This window comes from Roseicyclus sediminis (genome assembly GCF_025515305.1).
Lineage (GTDB): Bacteria > Pseudomonadota > Alphaproteobacteria > Rhodobacterales > Rhodobacteraceae > Roseibacterium > Roseibacterium sediminis.
Window position 1 is genome coordinate 340,990 of sequence record NZ_JAOPHT010000003.1, and the last position, 20,375, is coordinate 361,364.

A 20,375-nucleotide genomic window follows, 5' to 3' on the forward strand; every position below is an offset into this window, starting at 1 on the left:
GCCGATCCCTAGGCTAGACTCGGCATCATGATGTCCCCGACCCTCCCGCATGATGCCGCTTCGGACGGCTGGCCGGCGCCACCCGGCTGGGCTGTTTGGGTCCGTTGCGGGCTTGGCTCGACGGAGGACACCGACGCCCTCGCCGCCGGCATGGCCGAGGCGACGAGGCCGGGCGACACGCTCCTGCTTTCGGGCGATCTCGGCGCCGGCAAGACGCATTTCGCGCGCGCCTTCATCCGTCATGCGCTGGGTGCCGCCGGCGCGGCCGAGGACATCCCGTCCCCCTCCTTCACGCTGGTTCAGGCCTACGAGACGGAGACCGGCGAGATCTGGCACGCCGATCTCTACCGCCTGTCGGGACCCGGCGAGATCCGGGAGCTGGGCCTCGATCTCGCCATGGACGAGGCGCGGTGCCTCGTCGAATGGCCCGAGCGACTGGCGCCCGACTGGCCCGAGGCGGCGGTGCTCCTGCGGTTTTCTCCCGATCCGCGCGGCGAGGAGGACGCAAGGTCGCTGACGCTGTGGGCGCGCCCCGGCAACCCGCTGGCCGAACGGCTTTCACCGCTCCTGAAGGGGGCGGATGCATGACGGCGCGGGACGCGTTTCTCGCCGCTGCGGGCTGGTCGGGGGCGGAGGGTCTGCCGATCGATGCCGATGCCTCGGACCGGTCCTACCTGCGGCTCCGCCGGGGCGACGGGGCCACGGCGATCCTGATGGCGGCGCCGGTCGCCACCTCGGACGTGGCGCGCCGACAGTTCGATGCGTTCCGAGACATCGGTGCGTGGCTCCGGGCGCAGGGCCTGGCCGCGCCGGCCGAGATGGCGGTCGATCCGGAGGCGGGACTGATGCTTCTGCAGGACTTGGGCCAGCTCCCTCTCTCGCGGTTGCTCGATATCGCCGATCCGGCGGCGAGGGACGCCTACGGCGCGGCCGTCGGGGTCCTGGCCCATGTCGCGCAAGCCACGCCGCCCGAGGGTCTCGAGCGGCCGGATCCCGTCGGAATGGCCGAGATGACGCGGCTGACCTTCGAGGCGCTGCGGGGCGCCGACACGCTGTGGCCCGAGCTTCGCGCGGCGCTGATCGCGCAGCTTTCGGCGATTTCCGGGACAAGTGTCCTCTCGCTCCGCGACGTGCATGGCGACAACCTGATGTGGAGACCGGGAGAGGCCGGTCTCGCACGGATCGGCCTTCTCGATTTCCAGGACGCGCTGCTCCTGCCCGATGGTTACGACCTCGCGTCGCTGCTCGACGACCCGCGGCGCGAGGTGCCCGAGACATGGCGCCGGGACCTCGTTGCCGCCTATGCCGCGGCCCGCGGGGTCAACGTGGAGGAGATGGCGTTCCGAACCGACCTCCTGTCGTTGCAGCGCAATCTGCGGGTTCTGGGCATATTCCGCCGCCTTGCAGTGGAACGGGGGCGACCGTCCTATGCGCGGTTCATCCCGCGGACCCGGACGCTCCTCGCCCGCGCGGCGGGGCATCCGCGGCTCGCGGCGCTCGGCCCGCTCGTCCTCGATTTGCTGGCGCACACGGCGCAGTGGCCGGAGGCGGCGGCATGAGCCTGCCTTGCCTGATCCTTGCCGCCGGGTTCGGCACCCGGATGGGAGAGCTTTCGCGCGACCGGCCCAAGGCGCTGATCGAGGTGGCGGGCATGCCGCTCATCGCCCACGCGCTCGCCGCGGCACGGGCCGGCGGTGCCGGTCCCATTGCGGTCAACGCGCATTACCGGGCGGAGGCATTGACCGGTTGGCTGCGCGTGCACGCACCCGACGTCCATGTCCTGCACGAAAGCCCCGACATCCTCGACAGTGGCGGAGCCATCAAGAACGCCCTTGCCGTCCTCGGGGAGGGGCCGCTCTTCACGCTCAATGCCGACGCGGTATGGGAAGGGGAGGCGCCGCTCGCAGCGCTTGTCCGGGTGTGGGACCCCGAAAGGATGGAGGCGTTGCTGGCGCTCGTGCCACGCGGCGCGGCTGTCGGGCGGCAGGGTGGCGGCGATTTCGCGCGCGGCGGAGACGGGCGCCTCGTGTGGGACAAGGGCCCCGATGGCGCGGTCTACGTGGGGGCGCAGGTCATCGACCCGGCGCGGATCGCGGCCAATCCGGCGCGGATCTTCCCGCTCCGGGACACCTGGGAGGAGATGCGCGGCGAAGGGCGGCTGTTCGGGATGATGCACGCGGGGCGCTGGGCCGATGTGGGCCATCCGGGCGGCATCACCGCGGCCGAGGAGATGCTGGGCCATGACGCGGATCTTTGAGCCGGCGGTCACGCCGCGCATCTTCGCCACGGCCCTCGGCGTCGATTTCTGCGCCGCGCTGATCGCGGGTCTCGACGCGCGTCTGGAGGGCCAGCCTCCCGAGGCCATCGCACGGGTCGAGGTTCATGTCGCCAATGCCCGGATGCAACGGCGCTTGCAGGCGCTCTACCTCGCGCGCGGGGCGGGGTTCCTGCCGCGCATCCGTACCGTCGCGGCGCTGTCCGAGGCGGGGGACCTGGCCGGGTTGCCGCCCGCGATGCCGCCCCTGCGCCTCCGGCTGAAACTGGCCGACCTCGTGCGGCGCCTGATCGATTCCGACCCCGAGCTTGCGCCGCGCGCCGCCATCTATCCGCTGGCCGACAGCCTTGCCGATCTCATGGGCGAGATGTTCGAGGAGCGGGTGACACCCGAGATGATCGCAGCGCTCGACATGGGGACGCAGTCGCGCCACTGGGCGCGCTCGCAGGCGGTGCTCGCCGTGGTGGAGGAATTCTTCGGCGCCGATGCCGCGCTGACGGGCGAGGCGCGGCAGGCGCAACTGGTCGACCGCCTCTCGCGGCAATGGGCCGAGGCGCCGCCGGAACATCCGGTGATCGTGGCGGGGTCGACCGGGTCTCGTGGGGCGACGGCGCGGCTGATGCAGGCGGTCGCGCGGCTGCCGCAGGGCGCGGTCGTGCTGCCGGGGCTCGATCGCGACATGCCGCAAGAGATCTGGGCCCGGTTGCTCGATGAACGGCGGCGGGCCGGGCTTGGCGGCGAGGACCATCCGCAATACCGCCTGGCCCGCGTGGCGGAGGCCGCGGGCCTCGCGCCGGCCGAGATTCCCGAATGGGCGCCCGCCATGGAACCCGCCAGCGCGGCGCGCAACGCGATGGTGTCGCTCGCCCTCCGCCCCGCGCCCGTCACCGACCAGTGGCGCGAGGAGGGTCCGAAGCTCGCCGATCTGCCGGATGCACTGGCCCGTGTGACCCTTCTCGAGGCGCCGAGCCCGCAGACCGAGGCCACGGCCATCGCGCTCGGCCTGCGCGAGGCGGCCGAACGGGGCATTCGCGCCGCGCTCGTCAGTCCCGACCGCGTTCTGACCAGGCAGGTCGCCGCAGCGCTCGACCGCTGGGGCATCCTGCCGGACGACAGCGGTGGCGAACCCCTCGGCCTCACGACGCCCGGACGCTTCCTGCGCATGGTGGCGGAGGCGCAGTGCGGGCCGATGGATGCGGAAATGCTCGTGGCACTCCTTTCCCATCCGCTGTGCCACAGCGGGGTGGAGCGGGGGCCGCATCTGCGGTTCTCCCGCGAGTTCGAGCTGGATGCGTTGCGCGGTCGCGTCGCCTTCGCGGTGCCGGCGACGCTTGCGGACTGGGCAGCCGCGCGGACCGGGGCGGACCGGGACGAGGCGCTGGCCTGGGCCGGGTGGGTGGCCTCCGTGCTCCTCGGGCCGCGCCATACCGCGCCGCTTCCCTTCGCGGATCGCGTCGCGGCGCATGTCGCCATGGCCGAGGCGCTTGCGGCAGGGCCTGGGCAGGACGGCTCGGGGGGGCTCTACGACAAGGACGCGGGCGAGGCGGCGGCGAAACTCGTTTCCGATCTGACGGTCGAGGCCGGATCGGGCGGGTTGATGAACGCCCGTGACTACGCCGATTTCTTCACGGCGCTCGCGGCCGACCGCGAGGCGCGTTCCGTGCTGCGTCCTCACGCGCTGATCCAGGTCTGGGGCACGCTGGAGGCGCGGGTTCAGGGGGCCGATCTCCTCATCCTCGCCGGTCTGAACGAAGGGGCCTGGCCCGCCGCGCCCAAGGCCGACCCCTGGCTGAACCGTCCACTGCGCGACACCGCCGGGCTGAGGCTGCCCGACCGGGTGATCGGTCTGTCGGCCCATGATTTCCAGCAGGCCATCGCCGCGCCCGAGGTCTGGATTTGCCGCGCCCGGCGCGATGCCGAGACGGACACGGTCGCGTCCCGCTGGCTGAACCGGATCACCAACCTGCTCGAAGGGGCGAGCGAGACCTCCAAGGCGGCGCTCGAGCAGATGCGAAATCGCGGGGAATGCTGGATCGCCCTAGCCGAGGCCGTGCTGCGGCCCGCGGCGCACGTGCCCGCCGCACCGCGACCGGCGCCGGCCCCGCCGGTCGCGGCCCGACCCCGGCAGATCAGCGTGACGGAGGTCGAGACACTGATCCGCGACCCCTACGCCGTCTACGCGCGCAGGGTCCTCGGCCTGAGGCCGCTCGACCCGCTTCGGCCGCAGCCCGACGCCGCCGGGCGCGGCTCGACGCTCCACGATATTCTCGACCGCTTCTGCGCGGCCTTCCCCGACACGCTCCCCAAGGACGCCGAGGCCGAGCTTCTGCGCATCGCCGACGCCGTGCTGGAGGATGCCGCCCCGTGGCCTGCCGCGCGGCGGCTCTGGCATGCGCGGCTGGCCCGCGTGGCGCCCTGGTTTCTCTCGACCGAGGCCGAGCGCCGCGACTTCGCGGCGTCCTGGCTGCGCGAGGCGCGGGGCGCCTGGGCCCTTCCGGGTCTTGGCGTCACGCTGGTGGGCAAGGCCGACCGGATCGACAGGCTGCCCGATGGCCGCGTCGCGATCTACGACTACAAGTCCGGCAAACCGCCGACCGAGAAGGAGGAGCGCGCCTTCTCCAAGCAGCTCTGGCTGGAGGCCGCGATGGCGGCGGAGGGCGCCTTCGGAGAGGAAGGGCCGCTCCAGACTGCGCGCATCGCCTACATCGGCCTCGGCGCGCAGCCCGAGATCATCGCCCATGACCCCGCACCATCGGACCTTGCGGAGATCACTGGCGGGTTCCGCCGCCTGATCGGGCATTTCCTCTCGCCATCAAAGGGCTACCCATCGCGCCGAGCGTTGAAGAACGTCCGCTGGAGCGGCGATTACGACCAGCTCGCGCGCTACGGCGAATGGGACGAGACCGAGGACGCCGTGCTCCTGCCCGTGGGCGACGCCGAGGGAGGTGGATCGTGAGCCCGATGGACGACGCCACCCGCGCCCAGGTCGAGGCCGCCGCGCCGGATGTCTCGACATGGCTTTCGGCCAATGCGGGCTCGGGCAAGACGCGGGTGCTGACCGACCGCGTGGCGCGGCTTCTCCTGCAGGAAGTGCCGCCCGAGCGCATCCTATGCCTGACCTATACCAAGGCGGCGGCGATGGAGATGCAGAACCGCCTGTTCAAGCGTCTTGGCGAATGGGCGATGATGCCGCCGGAGAACCTGCGCGACGCGCTGGCACTGGTCGGCGTGCCGACGGCGAGCCTGACGCCGGACCTGCTGTCGCGGGCGCGGACGTTGTTTGCGCGGGCCATCGAGACGCCGGGCGGCCTGAAGATCCAGACGATCCATTCCTTCTGCGCCTCGGTCCTGCGCCGCTTTCCGCTGGAGGCCGGTGTGAGCCCCGGCTTCACCGAGATCGACGAGCGCGTGCAGGCCCGCCTGATCGCCGACATCCTGGACGAGATGGCCGACGATCCGGCGCGGCGCGACGCCATCGACGCGGTCGTGCCATATCTCGGCGACGAGGACGGTATTCTCGACCTCGCCCGCGCCGCCGCCCGCGAGGCGGAGGGGCTGGCCGAGCCGCTGGGCTGGGACGGGATCTGCGCCGCCCTGGGGATCGACGCGGGGCTGACGGAGGAGGGTGTTCTCGCCGCCGTCCTGACTGGCGAGGAACGCGACATCTGCGATGCGGTCTGGCCGCGCCTCGACCCGGAAGGAAAGCAACAGGCCAAGCCCTACCGTGTCCTGCGGGACATGCCGTGGGAGGCGATGACCCTCGATGCGCTGAAAGACCTCGAGGAGGTTGCCTTGACCGGCGAGGGCGCGAAGGTTCCTTTCGCCGCCAAGGGCGACAAGATCGGCAATGCCGATGTTCGCGACGCCATCGGCCCGGACGCGATGGCGGCCTTCGTCGATCTCTGCCTTCGCGTGGAGGCGGCCCGCCCCCTCCGCGCGGGCCTTCTCACCGCGCGGCGGACCCATGCGTTGCATCGCTTCGCGGCCGCCTTCCTGCCTGCCTATGCCGAGGCCAAGACGGCGCGCGGCTGGCTGGATTTCGACGACCTGATCTCGCGTACGCGCGGCCTGCTCAGCGCGCCGGGGATCGCGCAATGGGTCCTGTTCCGGCTCGACGGCGGGATCGACCACATCCTTGTGGACGAGGCGCAGGACACCAGCCCCGAGCAATGGGACATCGTCAAGCGTCTCGCCGAGGATTTCGCCGCCGGCGAGGGCGCGCGGGCCGATGTGCAACGCACGATCTTCGTCGTCGGTGACAGGAAACAGTCGATCTATTCGTTCCAGGGCGCGGACCCCGAGGGGTTCAACCGGATGCGCGAACATTTCCAGGAACGCCTCCGCGGTATCGGGCTGCCCTTCGCCGTCCGAGAGCTCGAGCATTCCTTCCGCTCCTCTCCGGCGATCCTCCGGATTGTCGACAGGGTCTGCGGCCCCGGGGCCGACCTCAGCGCGGGCGACGGGATGGAACACAAGGCCTTCTTCGCGGCCAAACCCGGCCGCGTCGACCTCTGGCCGCCTGTGCCGCCCCCGGAGAAGATCGAGGATCCCGATTGGGACGATCCGCGCGATCTCGTGGACGAGGATCACCAGTACAGCGTTCTGGCCTCCGTCATCGCCGACCGGCTGCACGACATGCTGGAGATCGAGCGCCCCGAAATCGAAACCCGGGACGGACGGCGCGCCGTCGAGGCGGGCGATGTCCTGATCCTCGTGCGGAGCCGCTCGCCGCTGTTCCGGCAGATCATCGGTGCGCTGAAACGCAAGGGCCTGCCGGTCGCGGGCGTCGACCGGAGCGAGCTGACCGCACCGCTCGCCGTGCAGGACCTTCTGGCGCTGCTGCGCTTCCTCGCGACGCCGGAGGACGACCTGTCGCTTGCCGCCGTCCTTCGGTCCCCCATCGGCGGATGGAGCGAGGATGACCTCTTCCGCCTCGCGCACGGGCGCAGGGGCTACCTGTGGGAAGCGCTCCGGGCCCGCGCGGGCGAGCGCGGGGCCTGGGCGGAAACCCACGCGATGCTGTCGGATTTGCGGAAGGAGGCCGATTTCAAGCGGCCCTACGACCTGCTGGAGCGCGCGCTCATCCGGCACGACGCGCGCCGGCGCCTCGCCGCGCGGCTGGGTCCGGAAGCCGAGGACGGGATCGACGCGATGCTGGCGCAGGCGCTGGCCTACGAGAGGATGGAGGTGCCGAGCCTGACCGGCTTCATCGGCTGGCTGGAGACGGGGGAGGTCACGGTCAAGCGCGACCTCGCGCAGGCCAAGGGGCAGATCCGCGTGATGACGGTGCATGGCGCGAAGGGGCTGGAGGCGCCCGTGGTGATCCTGCCCGACAGCGGTCAGTGGCAGCCACGGCGTGAGGCGATCCGGCTGGTGGCCGGGCAGGGGGGGACGGTCTGCTGGTCGCCCTCGAAGGCCGATGCGACCGATGCGATCCGCGAGGCGCTGGGCGAGACCGACGCGCGCCTGAAGGAAGAGCGTAACCGCCTGCTCTACGTGGCGCTGACGCGCGCGGAAAGCTGGCTGATCGTGGCGGCGGCGGGCAAGGCACGAAGCGGGACGACCAAGACCTGGTATGCCGCCGTTGAGGATGGACTGCAGGCGCTGGGCGCCGCGCCTCTGACGGTGGAGGGCATCGGCGAGGGTGGCCTGAGGCTTCAGGTCGGGGATCTGCCACATGCAGGCCCGAGGGCGTCCTCGACCGGGGAAATTCCGGGCCGCCCGGGGATTCCGGGCTGGGTCGAGGTCGCCGCCGCCCCTGTTCCGAGGGACGCGGTGGCGCGTTCCCCGTCCGATCTGGGCGGTGAAAAGGCGATTCTCACGGAAGGCGCCGGGTCCGCCGGACGTGACGCGGCGCTGCGGCGGGGCCGGCTGGTGCACCTGTTGCTCGAACACCTGCCGCGCTTTCCCGCGCCCGGATGGCGCGCCGCCGCGCCGCGCATCGCCGGGCTCGAGGCCCCGGATATCGGCGAGGCGGAGCTCGCCGAGGCCTACGCGGAGGCGGAGGCCGTCCTCACCGCGCCGCATCTGGCCCATGTCTTCGCGCCCGGCACGCTGGCCGAGGTGGAGCTTTGTGCCGACAGCGCGGCGCTGGGCGTCCCGCTCCTCGGTGCGATCGACCGGCTGATCGTGGGCGAGGCGCAAGTGCTTGCCGTGGATTTCAAGACCAACGCCGAGGTTCCCGCCAGTGCCGAGGGCGTTCCCGAGGGTATCTTGCGGCAGATGGGGGCCTATGCCGAAATGCTCGGCGCGATCTATCCGGGGCGCGAAATCGCCACAGCCGTCCTGTGGTCGCGCAACGCGACACTGATGCCCTTGCCGCACGATCTGGTGTCCGAAGCATTGTCGCGCGCAAGGGCTTCTTGACTGCGCAAGGGCCGCTACCTACTTTCGGCCCCCGATGAACACCCCCGAGGAGGGCTGCCAATGGCCACCGTTTCCGTCACCGACGCGACCTTCGATGCCGAAGTGCGCCAGTCGGACATTCCCGTCGTCGTCGATTTCTGGGCCGAGTGGTGTGGCCCCTGCAAGCAGATCGGCCCGGCCCTCGAAGAGCTGTCGGATGAATACGACGGCCGCGTTAAGATCGTGAAGGTCAACGTGGACGAGAACCCGTCCTCGCCGATGCAACTCGGCGTGCGCGGCATTCCCGCGCTCTTCATGTTCAAGGGCGGCGAGGTCGTTTCGAACAAGATCGGCGCGGCGCCGAAGGCCGCGCTGCAGAAGTGGATCGACGAAGCCGTCTGAGGCGGGTCCATCCTGACGATATGCGAAAGGGCGCCTTCCGGGGCGCCCTTTTCCTTTGCCGTATCCGCCCCTCAGTAGCGGTGCGAAAGCTCGACCCGGGTTCCGTCGGCGCGCGTGATCGCGGTGGCGTAGATCTCCAGCGGACCGTCGTCATCGACGAAGCCCGACACCGTGATGCTTTCCCCGGTGTGCGCGGGCACCAGGTTGGGGCCGACGTAGACGAGGACAGTCCCGGTTGCGTCGCGCAGGAGGAATTCGTCCTCGTCGGTGATGCGCTCGACCGTTCCGGCCAGCGTGACCGTCTGGCCCGGCGCCAGCGTCGAAACGGTGGCATCCGTCTTGCCGCTCGTCGCGGCGAAAAGCGGTGCGGCGAGCCACGCGGAAAGTGCGATTCCGGCCAGCATGGGCATGGTTGATCTGGTCATTGTCTGGGTTTCCTTCAGTCGAGGGCCACGAGAATCAGGATCACCGCGCCGAGCGCCGCGGTCAGCAGGACCCAGCGCTCGACCGTCAGCGCGACCGGGGCGCGCAGCCAGGCGCTGGCGGAAACGGGAATGACCGTCTGGGTGTCGGTCCCGGCTTCGGACCGTTCGGCATTGTCGGACATGCGATGACCTCCGGGTTGCTGTCAGGTCAGATATGGTCCGACAGGGCAGAGTGTTCACCCTATGGGATTTTAAAAATCAATCGGAAAAAGCTATCGGGCGCTTCGATCAAAAAAAGGGGCGCTCCGAACGGAGCGCCCCTTCCAGTCTGTCCCGGGCCGAAGGGAGGACCGGCCCGGGTGCAAGCGTTTCGATCAGCCCTTCGAGAACTCGGGGTAGGCTTCCATGCCCAGCTCCGAGACGTCGAGCCCGGCCATCTCGGCCTCTTCGGAGACCCGGATGCCCATGACTGCCTTGAGGATGAACCACACGATCAGCGACAGGACGAAGGTGGTGCCGACGATGGCGACGATGCCCAGGACCTGCGTGCCGAGCGCGGCTTCGCCGTGGTAGCCGCCGGTCAGGACCACGGCGAGCGTGCCCCAGATCCCCGCGAAACCGTGCACCGGGATGGCGCCCACGACGTCGTCGATCTTCAGCTTGTCCAGCATCGGGACGGTCAGCACCACGATCACGCCACCGACAGCGCCGATGATGAGCGCGAGACCCAGCGACGGGGCCAGAGGCTCGGCGGTGATCGAGACGAGACCGGCCAGGGCGCCGTTCAGCACCATGGTGAGGTCGGCCTTGCCGTACATGATCTGCGTGAGGATCAGCGCGGCGACGGCACCCGAAGCGGCGGCCATGTTGGTGTTCGAGAAGATCCGCGACACATCCGCGATGTCTGCTGCCGAACCCATGGCCAGCTGCGAGCCGCCGTTGAAGCCGAACCAGCCGAGCCACAGGATGAACATGCCGAGGGTGGCGAGTGCCAGGTTGGAACCCGGCATCGGGTTGACCTTGCCATCCTTGTACTTGCCCAGACGCGGGCCGAGGACGATGGCACCGGCCAGCGCTGCTGCCGCACCACAGGCGTGCACAACGGTGGAGCCTGCGAAGTCGGAGAAGCCTGCCTCGGAGAGCCAGCCGCCGCCCCACTGCCAGGAGGCCGTGAGCGGGTAGATGAAGCCGGTCAGTACCATGACGAAGATCAGGAACGGCCACAGCTTGATCCGTTCGGCCAGCGCACCCGACACGATCGAGGCGGTCGCCGCACAGAACATCAGCTGGAAGAAGAAGTCCGAACCGGTCGACGCGTAGGAGGCGTCATCAGCAGCGGCGAGGCCCTGATCGGCGAGGTAGACGGGTTCGAGCACGCCCCAGGCCGGGAAGAGGCCCGAGAAGTAGCCTTCGATCGCCCAGTCGCCGAGCGGGTACATCAGGTTGTAGCCGATCAGCCAGTACATGATCGTCGCAAGACCGAAGAGCGCGACGTTCTTGGTCATCTGCATGGTGACGTTCTTGGAGCGGACGAGGCCGCCCTCGAGCATGGCGAAGCCGGCCGCCATGAAGAACACGAGGAAGCCGCCGATGAGGAACAGCAGCGTGTTGAAGATCCAGACGACCTCTTCGGACACGGCCGGAGGGGCTTCCGCATCCTGGGCGAAGCCCATCGTCGGCAGGAGCGCGGCAGTTGCCACGGCTGCCAGCGGAAGGAGATATTTCTTGTTCATATCGAAGTGATCCTTTTCGTGGAAAGGCGCGCTCAGAGCGCGTCGTCGTTGGTTTCGCCGGTGCGCACGCGCACTGCGCTGCCCACGTCGAGAACGAAGATCTTGCCGTCACCGATCTTGTCGGTCTTGGCCGTCGACTGGATGGTCTCGACCACCTGGTCGGCCATTCCGTCGGCCACCACGATCTCGAGCTTCACTTTCGGCACGAAATTCACGGCGTATTCGGCGCCGCGATAGATCTCGGTGTGACCGGACTGCGAGCCGAAGCCCTTGATCTCGGTCACCATCATGCCGCGCACGCCGATGGAGGTGAGCGCCTCGCGCACCTCCTCAAGCTTGAACGGCTTGATTGCTGCGATGATGAGTTTCACGTTTTTCACCCTTCCGGTTGATGGTGTCCCCACCCCACTCCCGGCAGGAAGGCGAAGAAGGCCGGGGGGGAACGTCACGACGCTCAAGTCAGGGCTTGGACCGTGTGAGGGCAACTTGGCGGCAGCGTTTGAAACGGCCTCGAACGGAAGATTGCAAAAATTTTGCGCAAATCTGGGCATCTGCCGTTTTTTTGGGCAAGTGCTATACCGACCCTTTTGGCTTCGGCCCTCCACATCCGACTCGATTGCGCCTATGTTTGCCGCAAAAGAGGCAGGGCCGGGACCGCACCGGACCGAGGCAAAAAGGCAGATGTCATGAGTAGCTCAGGTTCGGGACGCCGGCCGCCCCCACGGGGCAAACGCACCCTCGTTGCCGACCGCCGCACTGCGGCGGCGGCGGCGTCACCCAAGCGTTCCACCTCCGCCAAGGGCGCCTCCAGCGGTTCGGGCGGCCGCAGACCGCGCCGCCGCGCGGCCGCCCGCCGCCGTCCCCGCGGTCCGCTCGGCTGGATCGCAGCGGCCTTCCGCCTTGTCTTCCGCGTCTTCTGGGGGCTTGCCTGGCGCGGCGCGGCGGTCGGTGCCCTGATCCTCGCGCTTGCGACGGGCTACTACTACGCCCAGCTTCCGGACGTGTCGCAGGTGGTGGACGCCCGTTCCCGCGGGTCGGTCACGATGCTCGACCGCGACGGCAACGTCTTTGCCTGGCGTGGCGACCAGTTCGGCGGCGTGATCGACCCCGCAACGGCGAGCGAGCACCTCGTGCACGCCGTCGTGGCGACGGAGGATCGCCGCTTCTACCGCCATCTCGGGGTCAGCCCGCGCGGCATCGCCGGCGCCATCCGCATCAACCTGAGCGAGGGGCGCGGCCCGCTCGAAGGGCACGGCGGCTCCACCATCACGCAGCAGGTGGCCAAGCTCATGTGCCTCGGCGTCGCCTACGACCCGGAGCTGTGGGAGAACGAGACCACCTACGAGCAGGACTGCCGCGAGACGACGATCTGGCGGAAGCTGCAGGAAGTGCCCTTCGCCTTCGCGATGGAGCTGCGCTACTCCAAGGACGAGATCCTGTCGATCTACCTGAACCGGGCCTATCTCGGGGCCGGTACGCGCGGTTTCGAGGCCGCTGCCCAACGCTATTTCGGGGTCTCCGCCGCCGAGGTGAACCCGCAGCAGGCCGCGATGCTGGCCGGTCTTCTCGTGGCCCCGTCCTACTACGCTCCGACGCGAAACCTCGAACGTGCGCAGCGGCGCGCGGCGACGGTGCTCGCGCTGATGGAGCAGGAAGGATACCTGACCGCCGAGGAAACCGCGGCCGCGCAGGCCAATCCCGCCACCTTGTCCGAAGCGGCCGAGCAGAACATCGGCGGTTTCTTCGCCGACTGGATCATGTCGGAAGGCCCCGATTTCCTGACCCGCGACACGACCGAGGACGTCGTGATCCGCACCACCTTCGACCCGGAGATGCAGGAAGCCGCCGAGGCCGCGCTGGCCGAGATCTTCGCCAACCAGGTGCGCGAAGGCTCCGAAGCGCAGGCCGCCATCGTCGTGATGAGCGCGGACGGCGCGGTGCGCGCCATGGTCGGCGGACGCGACACGCAGGGCGCGGGCCTTTTCAACCGCGCCACCCAGGCGATGCGGCAGACGGGCTCGGCCTTCAAGCCCTTCGTCTATGCCACGGCGCTCGATCTCGGCTGGCGCTTCGACGACATGATCCTCGATGCGCCGTTGACGATCGAAGTGCCTGGCTCGGGGCCCTATTCGCCGACGAACTATACCAACGAGTATTACGGCGAGGTCACGCTGACCGACGCGCTCCGGACCTCGCTCAACACTCCGGCGGTCCGGCTCAGCGAGGAGGTCGGGCGCGACCTGGTGCGCACCGTCGCCGCCGAGTTCGGGATCGAGAGCGATCTCGCCGCTGGCCCGGCGCTGGCGCTGGGCGCTTCCGAATCGACCCTGCTGGAGATGACGGGGGCGTATGCGGGTATCCTGAACGGCGGCTCGGCGGTGTTGCCCTACGGCGTGCAGGAACTGCGAATCGTCGGCGATGACCGCCCGATGTTCGAGCAGCAGTCGGGTCTCCGCGACCGGGTCATCTCGGAAGGTGCGGCGCGGCAACTGACCTACATGATGAGCGTCGCGGTGGCTTCCGGCACGGGGCGGCGCGCGGCGCTTCCCGACCGGCAGGTGGCGGGCAAGACCGGAACGACGCAGGCCGCGCGCGATGCATGGTTCCTTGGTTTCACGGCCGACTACGTTGCGGGCGTCTGGATGGGCTACGACGACAACACGCCGCTGTCGGGTGTCACCGGCGGTGGCCTGCCGGCCGACATCTGGCGCATGACGATGGAGCGTATCCACGCCGACCTCCCGCCCCGGCCCCTGCCGATGATCGATCCCGCCCTCGAAGCGCGGCAGCCCGAAGTGATCGAGTACCTCCCCGGCGGCACGCAAGTTCAGGGCGGCGGCCAGCGTCAGCCGGACCTGGCCGAGCGGATCCTCATGGAAGTGCTGGGCGGCCTACTCGGGCGGAACTGAGGCGGCGAACGTCTAGCCGAAGTTGCGCAGGTCCGCCGTGAGCCGGTCGATGCTGCCGCCGCGGGCATCGAGCATCGAGCCGATTTCGCTGCGCTCCGAGATCACGAGGCTCACGCCCTCGATCAGGATATCGATGAAGCGGCTCTGTCCGCTGCGGTCCCAGACGCGCCAGTCGATGGCGAAGGGCGCCCTGCCCGGGATGCTGACCCGCGAGGCGACCTCGACATAGCGCGAGGTGGGCCGCGCGCCGGTGACCGTGATCTGGCCGCCGATGAATTCGCGGAACCGCCGGCCATACTTGCGCGCCATGTAGCTTTGGAAAGCGGAAGAGAAGGCGCTCATCTGTCCGCTCGTCGCCGTGCGCGCCGGCGGGCCGAGGACCGAAGCGGCGATGGTCGGAACATCGCCGTACTCTCGGAAGATCCCCTCGAATTCGCGGATCATGGCGGCCTCGCTGCGGCCGGAATTGATGATCGACAGCACGTCCGCGACGACCCTGTTCACCAGCGCGGCCGCCTCATCGGGGCTCTGCGCCATGGCCTTGCCGGGGCGAGCCAGGCCCGCGCCAAGCGTGACCGCCGCGGCAAGTCCGCCGAGGAACTGGCGCCGTCCTGCGCGCGCCATGTCGGAACTGGTCGTGTCGTTCGCTTCTGTCATGTCTTCGATGTCCTGCCGTCGCGTGCCCCGGTTCCGGACCGGTCAACCGGTCCTCTCGCACTAGGGGGCGTATGGGTCGAAATACGGATCCGCGTAGGGGTCAAGATAGGGGTCGGCGCCGGCCTCCGGAACACCGGTTTCCCCGCCCGCCACATAGGGATCGGCGTAGGGGTCGGCCCCGCCTCCACCAAGCTCGAAGCGGCGGTTCTGGAGGTAGAGCGAGCGCAGCGCGGCATAGCTGTCCTCGGACCCGTACAAGATGTCGTCGATCGCGCCGCCAAGCTCGCTCCGCGTCCCGATGGCACCGAGCGCACGCGCGCCCAGGAGATACGTGCTCTGAGGCGGGTCGACGACATGGCGCAGCGGGTTCATGGCGAAATCCACGACGCGTCCGACGGAGTCCCGCGTCGTGGAGGGGCCGAGGACCGGCAGGACGTGGTAGTCGCCCTCGCCGACGCCGTAGATGTGCAACGTCTCGCCGAAATCGGTCACTTCGGCGGGCAGGCCAAGGGCGGTCGCGGGATCGAAGAGACCGCCGATCCCGACCGTGGAATTGATCGCGAAGCGCAGCGTGTTCTTCGCCGCGTCGTCGATGCGCAGCTGCAGCAGGTTGTTCAGAACATAGCTCGGTTGACTGAGGTTGGAGGCGAAGTTGCCGACGCCCCGCCGCACGGGGCGCGGGATCACGTCGCCGTAGGCATTCGCGGCCGGACCGACGAGCGCGCGGTCGAGCGCGACGTTGAAGCGGTGCACCGCGCGGTTCTGGTCCTCGCTGGCGTCGGCGATCCGGTCGCCCGGCGGCAGCGGGGCAGGGCTACAGGCCGCCAGCGCGGCCAGGGCGAGGCCGAAGAGTGCCGCAAGCCCGCCACGCGCGGCGGGGACCCTGCGACGCAGAAGGCTGGGCGCTCCGGGGCGCGGCTCGGTCTGTTTGCGGGGCAAGGGCAGCTTTCCCGGATGAGCAGGCGGTCGCGCCAAACCTAGTCCGCTCTGCCGCGCGGGGAAAGACCTGCCCGTCGTGATGCGTCGTCTCGCCCTGCGATGCCCCCGCTCGTTAGCGGTCCGGTAAGGGGCTTGTGTCAGGTCTGGGCCCGGAAACGGGGCGTGGGCGGATGCAGGACGAGGACAGGGAAACCGGAAGGATGCGCGTCAACGGGCGGGCCCGCTCCGGCGTGGGCGAGCTGTCCGGTTTCCTTCGGGCGCAGGCCAGGGTCTGGCTTCCGGCTGTCGTCTTCGGCGCGGCCGCCAATATCCTGATGCTGACCGGACCGCTCTACATGCTGCAGGTCTATGACCGCGTGCTGTCTTCCCGCTCGGAGGAAACGCTGGCCGCCCTGTCGCTGATCGCGGCATTTCTTTTCGTTGCGCTGGGCGTCCTCGATCATGCGCGCGGCCGGATCCTCGCGCGGTTGGGCGCACGTCTGCAGGAGGCCTTCGACGACCGCGTTTTCGGTGCGGCGCTCGATCGAGGAAGCCGGACGGCGGTGGGCGATGCCGCGCAGGCGCCACGGGATCTCGCGACGTTGCGCCGGGCGCTGGGCTCGCCGCTCTCGGTCGCGGCTCTGGACCTCCCCTGGGCGCCCCTGTTCGCCGCCCTTGTCTTCGTGTTCCACCCCGCGCTCGGCTTGCTGGCGGCGTCGGGCGCGGTCCTCCTCGTCGGGCTCGCCTGCCTGGGTCAAAGGCTTGCCTCCGCACCGCTTGGGGAGGAGGAGCGCCTGACGCGCAGGGAACGGCAGATCGCCGCCACCCTCCAGGCCGAGGCCGGTCTATTGAGGGGTCTCGGTATGGCGGCCGCGGCGAGGGCGCGCTGGTCGACCGGGCGGCGCGCCGCGCTCGAAGCCGCGATCAGGGCAAGCGACCGGCAGGGTAATGCCGCCGCGCTCAGCCGGATGTTGCGGTTGATGCTTCAGGCGGCGCTTCTCGGGTTCGGCGCGCTGCTGGTGCTGCGGGGCGAGATAACGGCAGGCGCGGTCCTGGCCGCGACGATCCTTGTCGGACGCGCACTCTCCCCCGTTGAACAGGTCATCGGCCATTGGGCGCTCGGCGTCGAGGCGGCGATGGCCTGGCGCCGGCTCGATCGCCTTCTCCGGGAGGTGCCGCAGGCCGCGCCCCGCCTTGGCCTCTCGCGTCCCGACGCTTGCCTGGAGATTGCGGGCCTCGCGGTGACGCCGCCCGGCGCCGCGCGTCCGGCCCTCGCCGGTGTCAGTTTTCGCCTCACGCCCGGTCGGGTGCTGGGCGTTGCGGGCCCTTCGGGGTCGGGCAAGTCGACGCTGCTGCGCGCCGCTGTCGGCATCTGGGCCCCTTGTGCCGGACGGATCCGGCTGGGTGGCGCGCCGCTCGGGCTTCATGATCCCGACGCGTTGGGCCGCCATGTCGGATACCTTCCCCAGGCGGCGCGGCTCTTTTCCGGAACCGTGGCCGAGAACATCGCCCGGCTCGATCCTTCGCCGGATCCCGGCCTCGTGATGGCCGCCGCGCGCGAGGCCGGCGCCCACGAGATGATCCTGTCGCTGCCCCGTGGCTATGACACGCCGCTCACCGCGTCGGCGCCGCTTTCTGGCGGGCAGGTCCAGCTGATCGCGCTCGCCCGCGCGGTTTACGGGCAGCCCGTCTTCCTGGCGCTGGACGAACCCGATGCAGCGCTTGACGCCGAAGGTGCCGAAGCACTCGCGCGGATGGTCCGGGCCGCGCGGACCGCGAGGCGCGCCGTTCTGCTCTCCGCCCATCGTCCGGGCGCGATCTGGCTTTGCGACGATCTGCTCGTGCTGCGCGACGGGCGGCCGGTGGCCCTGGGTCCGACGCGCGAGGTCTTGCGCGATATCGGCGCCCTTTCCGTCCAGCCCGAGGACGTGCCCCTGCGGTCGGCCGTGCGATGAGCGGCGCCTTGCCCGATCGGAACTGGTCTGCCACCCGCCCCGTGATCATCGGATGCCTTGCGCTGGCCGCGGTGCTTTTCGGCTTCGGCGGCTGGGCCTCGACGGTGCGCCTGTCCGCCGCCGTCGTCCTTCCGGGCGTGGTCCTGCCGGAGCAGCGTCACATCCTCGTTCAGCACCCTCAGGGCGGCCGCGTCGAAGCCCTCCTTGTGCGGGAGGGTGACGAAGTGGCGGCCGGGGATGCGCTCCTCCGTCTCGATCCGGCGGACACCGAAGCGGCGCTGGCCCTGGCGCGGGGCCAGTGGGCGGAATGGCGGGCGCGCCGTGCCCGGCTCGAGGCCGAACGCGACGGCGCGGAGGTCGTGGAGTTTCCGGCCGACCTGCTCAGGATCGCCGCCACCGACCCGGCCATCGGCGATTTTCTCGAGGGCCAGCATCAGCTTTTCTCCGCCCGTGCCGTCACGCTTCAGGGCGAGTTGGAGCAGCTGGCCGGCCGGATCGCGCAGGTCGCAGCGCAGATCGACGCCCTGGTCGCGATGGCGCGCGCGACGGCCGATCAGCTCGCCCTGGTCGAGGCCAACCTCGCGCTCCGGGCCGAGGCGCTGGACCGAGGCCTGGGGCGCCGCGACCCCGTGCTCGTCCTCGAACGCGAGGCCGTCGAACTCCGCGGTCACCTCACCGAGATTGCGGCCCGGCGCGCCGAGACCGCCGAACGGCGCCACGAGCTGGAACTCGCCGCGCTGCAACGTCGGGCGGCCCGGCGAGAGGCCGCCATCGCCGAGCTGCGCGAGACCCGCCAGGCCGAGCAGGAGGCCGAGGCGAGACGCGTCGCCCTGGAACGCGCGCTGGAGGGCCTGACGATCCGCGCGCCCGGCGATGGAACGATCCTCGGCCTTGGCCCCCTTGCCTCCGGTGCGGTGCTGCGCCCCGCCGATACCATCGCCCGTCTCGTGCCGCGGGATGTCCCGATGATCGTGGGCGTGCAAGTCCCGGCGCATCGCATCGCGGAGATCACCCGCGGCCAGCCGGTGAGCCTGCGTTTGCCCGTGATCGATCCCCGGACACCGCCCGTCCTGTCCGGCCGCGTCACCCTGATCTCGGCGGATGCCTTCACTGACCAGAGCGGCGCCTCCGGTGCCCATTTCCGGGTGGAGATCGCGTTCGACCAGGCCATGCTGCCCGCTGCGGTTGAAGAGGCCCTGGTGCCTGGTCTGCCGGTCGAGGCCTACCTGCAAACCGGCGCCCGGCGCCCGGTGGACTACCTCGTCGAACCGATCGCGGCCTATTTTCGTCGCGCCCTGCGCGAGAGTTAGACACCGACGGCCATCGCCTTCCGCAAACGCCCCGGAAAGCGCACGAGCCGACCCGGGAATGGCTTTCCCTTTCGGCGACCTGCCGCTAGCCTCCGGCGCGGGACAAGATGGGCCCGAGCAGGGGAGGATTGCAAAATGACGGGACGAATCGAAGCACGGCTGGCCGAGATGGGTGTCACCCTGCCTGACGCGCCTCCGCCTGCCGCCAACTACGTGCCCCAGGTCGTGGTCGGCGACATCGTCTATGTCTCGGGCCAGGTGGCCATGCGCGACGGCGCCTTCGTGACCGGCAAGCTTGGCGCCGACATGAGCGTGGAAGACGGCGCCGCCGCCGCGCGGCTGTGCGCGATCAGTCTGCTTGCACAGGTCCGGGCGGCCTGCGGCGGCGATCTCGACCGTCTCGTGCGGGTCGTGAAGCTGACCGGCTTCGTCAACTCGACCGCCGATTTCGGGGACCAGCCCAAGGTCGTCAACGGGGCCTCCGATTTCCTCGTCGAGGCGCTGGGCGATGCCGGGCGGCACGCGCGCTCGGCGGTCAGCGCGGCCTCGCTGCCGTTCGGCGTCGCCGTCGAGATCGAGGGCATCTTCCAGATACGGAGCTGAGCCCTTCCCGGCGTCGCGAAAATGAACCTGCCCCCCGAGTTCCTTGCCGCTCCGATCGCGCACCGCGCGCTCCACGATGCCGCAAGCGGTATTCCCGAGAACAGCCGCGCCGCCGTGCAACGGGCGGTGCGGGCGGGCTTCGGTATCGAGATCGATGTCCAGCTGTCCGCGGATGGCCGCGCGATCGTGTTTCACGATGAAACGCTCGACCGACTGACCCATTCGACGGGCGAGGTGCGGGCGCGCACGGTGCGCGAGCTTTCCGACCTGGTGCTGCGTCGCAGCGAGGAACACATCCCCACGCTGCAGGATATTCTCGCGCTGGTGGCGGGGCAGGTGCCGCTTCTCATCGAGATCAAGGACCAGTCGGGCGGCCTCTGCGAGGCGGATGATGCGCTGGAACGCGCCGTTTCGGCCGATCTGTCCGGCTACACCGGTCCCGTCGCGGTGATGAGCTTCAATCCCTATGTCGTCGACGCCATGCGCCGCATCGCGCCGCAAGTGGCGCGCGGCCTCGTGACATGCGGTTTCATCCCTTCGAAGTGGCCCCGGCTTACGCCCGAGACCTGTGCTTCGCTGCGGTCCATCGCCTCGTTCGGTCGCGTCGGTGCGCGGTTCATCAGCCATGACTGGACCGACCTCGGCAGCCCGCGCGTGGCCGAGTTGAAGGCGCAGGGCATCCCGATCCTGTGCTGGACCGTGACATCGCCCCAGATCGAGGCCGAGGCGCGCCGCGTCGCGGACAACATCACTTTCGAAGGCTACATGGCTCGGATTGACAGGGGCGCCGACGGACGGGATTGACCCGCGCCGCGCGCGCCCCATCTGAGATCTTGTTCCCGA

Annotated in this window: 17 protein-coding genes; 11 read left to right on the forward strand and 6 right to left on the reverse strand. The window is 69.9% G+C overall.

Going from position 1 to position 20,375, the window contains the following annotated elements; genetic code table 11:
• The first annotated feature begins 27 nt into the window (after nt 1-27).
• Genes tsaE through trxA form a run of 6 tightly spaced genes read left to right on the forward strand, consistent with a single transcriptional unit; the run spans nt 28 to nt 9,022 of the window.
• Complete coding sequence (gene tsaE, locus N8I71_RS06525) at nt 28-588, forward strand: tRNA (adenosine(37)-N6)-threonylcarbamoyltransferase complex ATPase subunit type 1 TsaE (RefSeq protein ID WP_262877137.1); 561 nt, start codon at nt 28-30, stop codon at nt 586-588.
• Nucleotides 585-1,559 carry an aminoglycoside phosphotransferase family protein gene (locus N8I71_RS06530; protein ID WP_262877138.1) on the forward strand — a complete coding sequence of 325 codons (975 nt, stop codon included), beginning with the start codon at nt 585-587 and terminating at the stop codon, nt 1,557-1,559. The genes tsaE and N8I71_RS06530 overlap by 4 nt, the downstream gene beginning before the upstream one ends.
• Nucleotides 1,556-2,257 (forward strand): NTP transferase domain-containing protein, encoded by a 702-nt coding sequence (locus N8I71_RS06535; protein ID WP_262877139.1) that lies wholly within the window; start codon nt 1,556-1,558, stop codon nt 2,255-2,257. Before N8I71_RS06530 ends, N8I71_RS06535 begins: the two co-directional genes overlap by 4 nt.
• Nucleotides 2,241-5,231 carry a double-strand break repair protein AddB gene (gene addB / locus N8I71_RS06540; RefSeq protein ID WP_262877140.1) on the forward strand — a complete coding sequence of 997 codons (2,991 nt, stop codon included), beginning with the start codon at nt 2,241-2,243 and terminating at the stop codon, nt 5,229-5,231. Before N8I71_RS06535 ends, addB begins: the two co-directional genes overlap by 17 nt.
• Before the next feature lie 5 nt (nt 5,232-5,236).
• A complete protein-coding gene (addA, locus tag N8I71_RS06545) occupies nt 5,237-8,641 on the forward strand; it encodes a double-strand break repair helicase AddA (protein ID WP_262877243.1) in 3,405 nt (1,134 codons plus the stop codon).
• Nucleotides 8,642-8,701: 60 nt separating this feature from the next.
• Complete coding sequence (gene trxA, locus N8I71_RS06550; protein ID WP_262877141.1) at nt 8,702-9,022, forward strand: thioredoxin; 321 nt, start codon at nt 8,702-8,704, stop codon at nt 9,020-9,022.
• Between the two features lie 71 nt (nt 9,023-9,093).
• On the opposite strand, the gene N8I71_RS06555 is transcribed toward trxA, so the two are convergent.
• The 4 genes from N8I71_RS06555 to N8I71_RS06570 all read right to left on the reverse strand — a co-directional run bounded on the left by N8I71_RS06555 (nt 9,094) and on the right by N8I71_RS06570 (nt 11,551).
• A complete protein-coding gene (locus N8I71_RS06555; protein ID WP_262877142.1) occupies nt 9,094-9,447 on the reverse strand; it encodes a hypothetical protein in 354 nt (117 codons plus the stop codon).
• 14 nt (nt 9,448-9,461) lie between these two features.
• Nucleotides 9,462-9,629: a hypothetical protein gene (locus tag N8I71_RS06560; protein ID WP_262877143.1), complete on the reverse strand. Its 168-nt coding sequence runs from the start codon at nt 9,627-9,629 to the stop codon at nt 9,462-9,464.
• Nucleotides 9,630-9,821: 192 nt separating this feature from the next.
• Entirely contained in the window at nt 9,822-11,180 is a 1,359-nt protein-coding gene (gene amt, locus N8I71_RS06565; protein ID WP_262877144.1) for an ammonium transporter, read from the reverse strand.
• A gap of 32 nt (nt 11,181-11,212) precedes the next feature.
• Complete coding sequence (locus N8I71_RS06570; RefSeq protein WP_262877145.1) at nt 11,213-11,551, reverse strand: P-II family nitrogen regulator; 339 nt, start codon at nt 11,549-11,551, stop codon at nt 11,213-11,215.
• Nucleotides 11,552-11,866: 315 nt separating this feature from the next.
• Between N8I71_RS06570 and N8I71_RS06575 the strand changes: the two genes are divergently transcribed.
• Nucleotides 11,867-14,089: a transglycosylase domain-containing protein gene (locus tag N8I71_RS06575; protein WP_262877146.1), complete on the forward strand. Its 2,223-nt coding sequence runs from the start codon at nt 11,867-11,869 to the stop codon at nt 14,087-14,089.
• 12 nt (nt 14,090-14,101) lie between these two features.
• Here the strand turns inward: N8I71_RS06575 and N8I71_RS06580 are convergent, their stop codons facing one another.
• Nucleotides 14,102-14,746 (reverse strand): MlaC/ttg2D family ABC transporter substrate-binding protein, encoded by a 645-nt coding sequence (locus tag N8I71_RS06580; protein WP_262877147.1) that lies wholly within the window; start codon nt 14,744-14,746, stop codon nt 14,102-14,104.
• Nucleotides 14,747-14,806: 60 nt separating this feature from the next.
• Complete coding sequence (locus N8I71_RS06585) at nt 14,807-15,685, reverse strand: MlaA family lipoprotein (RefSeq protein ID WP_262877148.1); 879 nt, start codon at nt 15,683-15,685, stop codon at nt 14,807-14,809.
• 200 nt (nt 15,686-15,885) lie between these two features.
• Between N8I71_RS06585 and N8I71_RS06590 the strand changes: the two genes are divergently transcribed.
• The 4 genes from N8I71_RS06590 (at nt 15,886) to N8I71_RS06605 (ending at nt 20,336) form a co-directional block, all read left to right on the forward strand.
• A complete protein-coding gene (locus tag N8I71_RS06590; RefSeq protein ID WP_262877149.1) occupies nt 15,886-17,619 on the forward strand; it encodes a type I secretion system permease/ATPase in 1,734 nt (577 codons plus the stop codon).
• Between the two features lie 41 nt (nt 17,620-17,660).
• On the forward strand, nt 17,661-18,929 hold the full coding sequence (locus N8I71_RS06595; protein WP_262877150.1) for an HlyD family type I secretion periplasmic adaptor subunit: 1,269 nt from the start codon (nt 17,661-17,663) through the stop codon (nt 18,927-18,929).
• A gap of 135 nt (nt 18,930-19,064) precedes the next feature.
• Entirely contained in the window at nt 19,065-19,532 is a 468-nt protein-coding gene (locus tag N8I71_RS06600) for a RidA family protein (protein ID WP_262877151.1), read from the forward strand.
• A gap of 21 nt (nt 19,533-19,553) precedes the next feature.
• Nucleotides 19,554-20,336, forward strand: coding sequence for a glycerophosphodiester phosphodiesterase family protein (locus N8I71_RS06605; protein WP_262877152.1), 783 nt, complete (start codon nt 19,554-19,556; stop codon nt 20,334-20,336).
• Nucleotides 20,337-20,375: the final 39 nt, after the last annotated feature.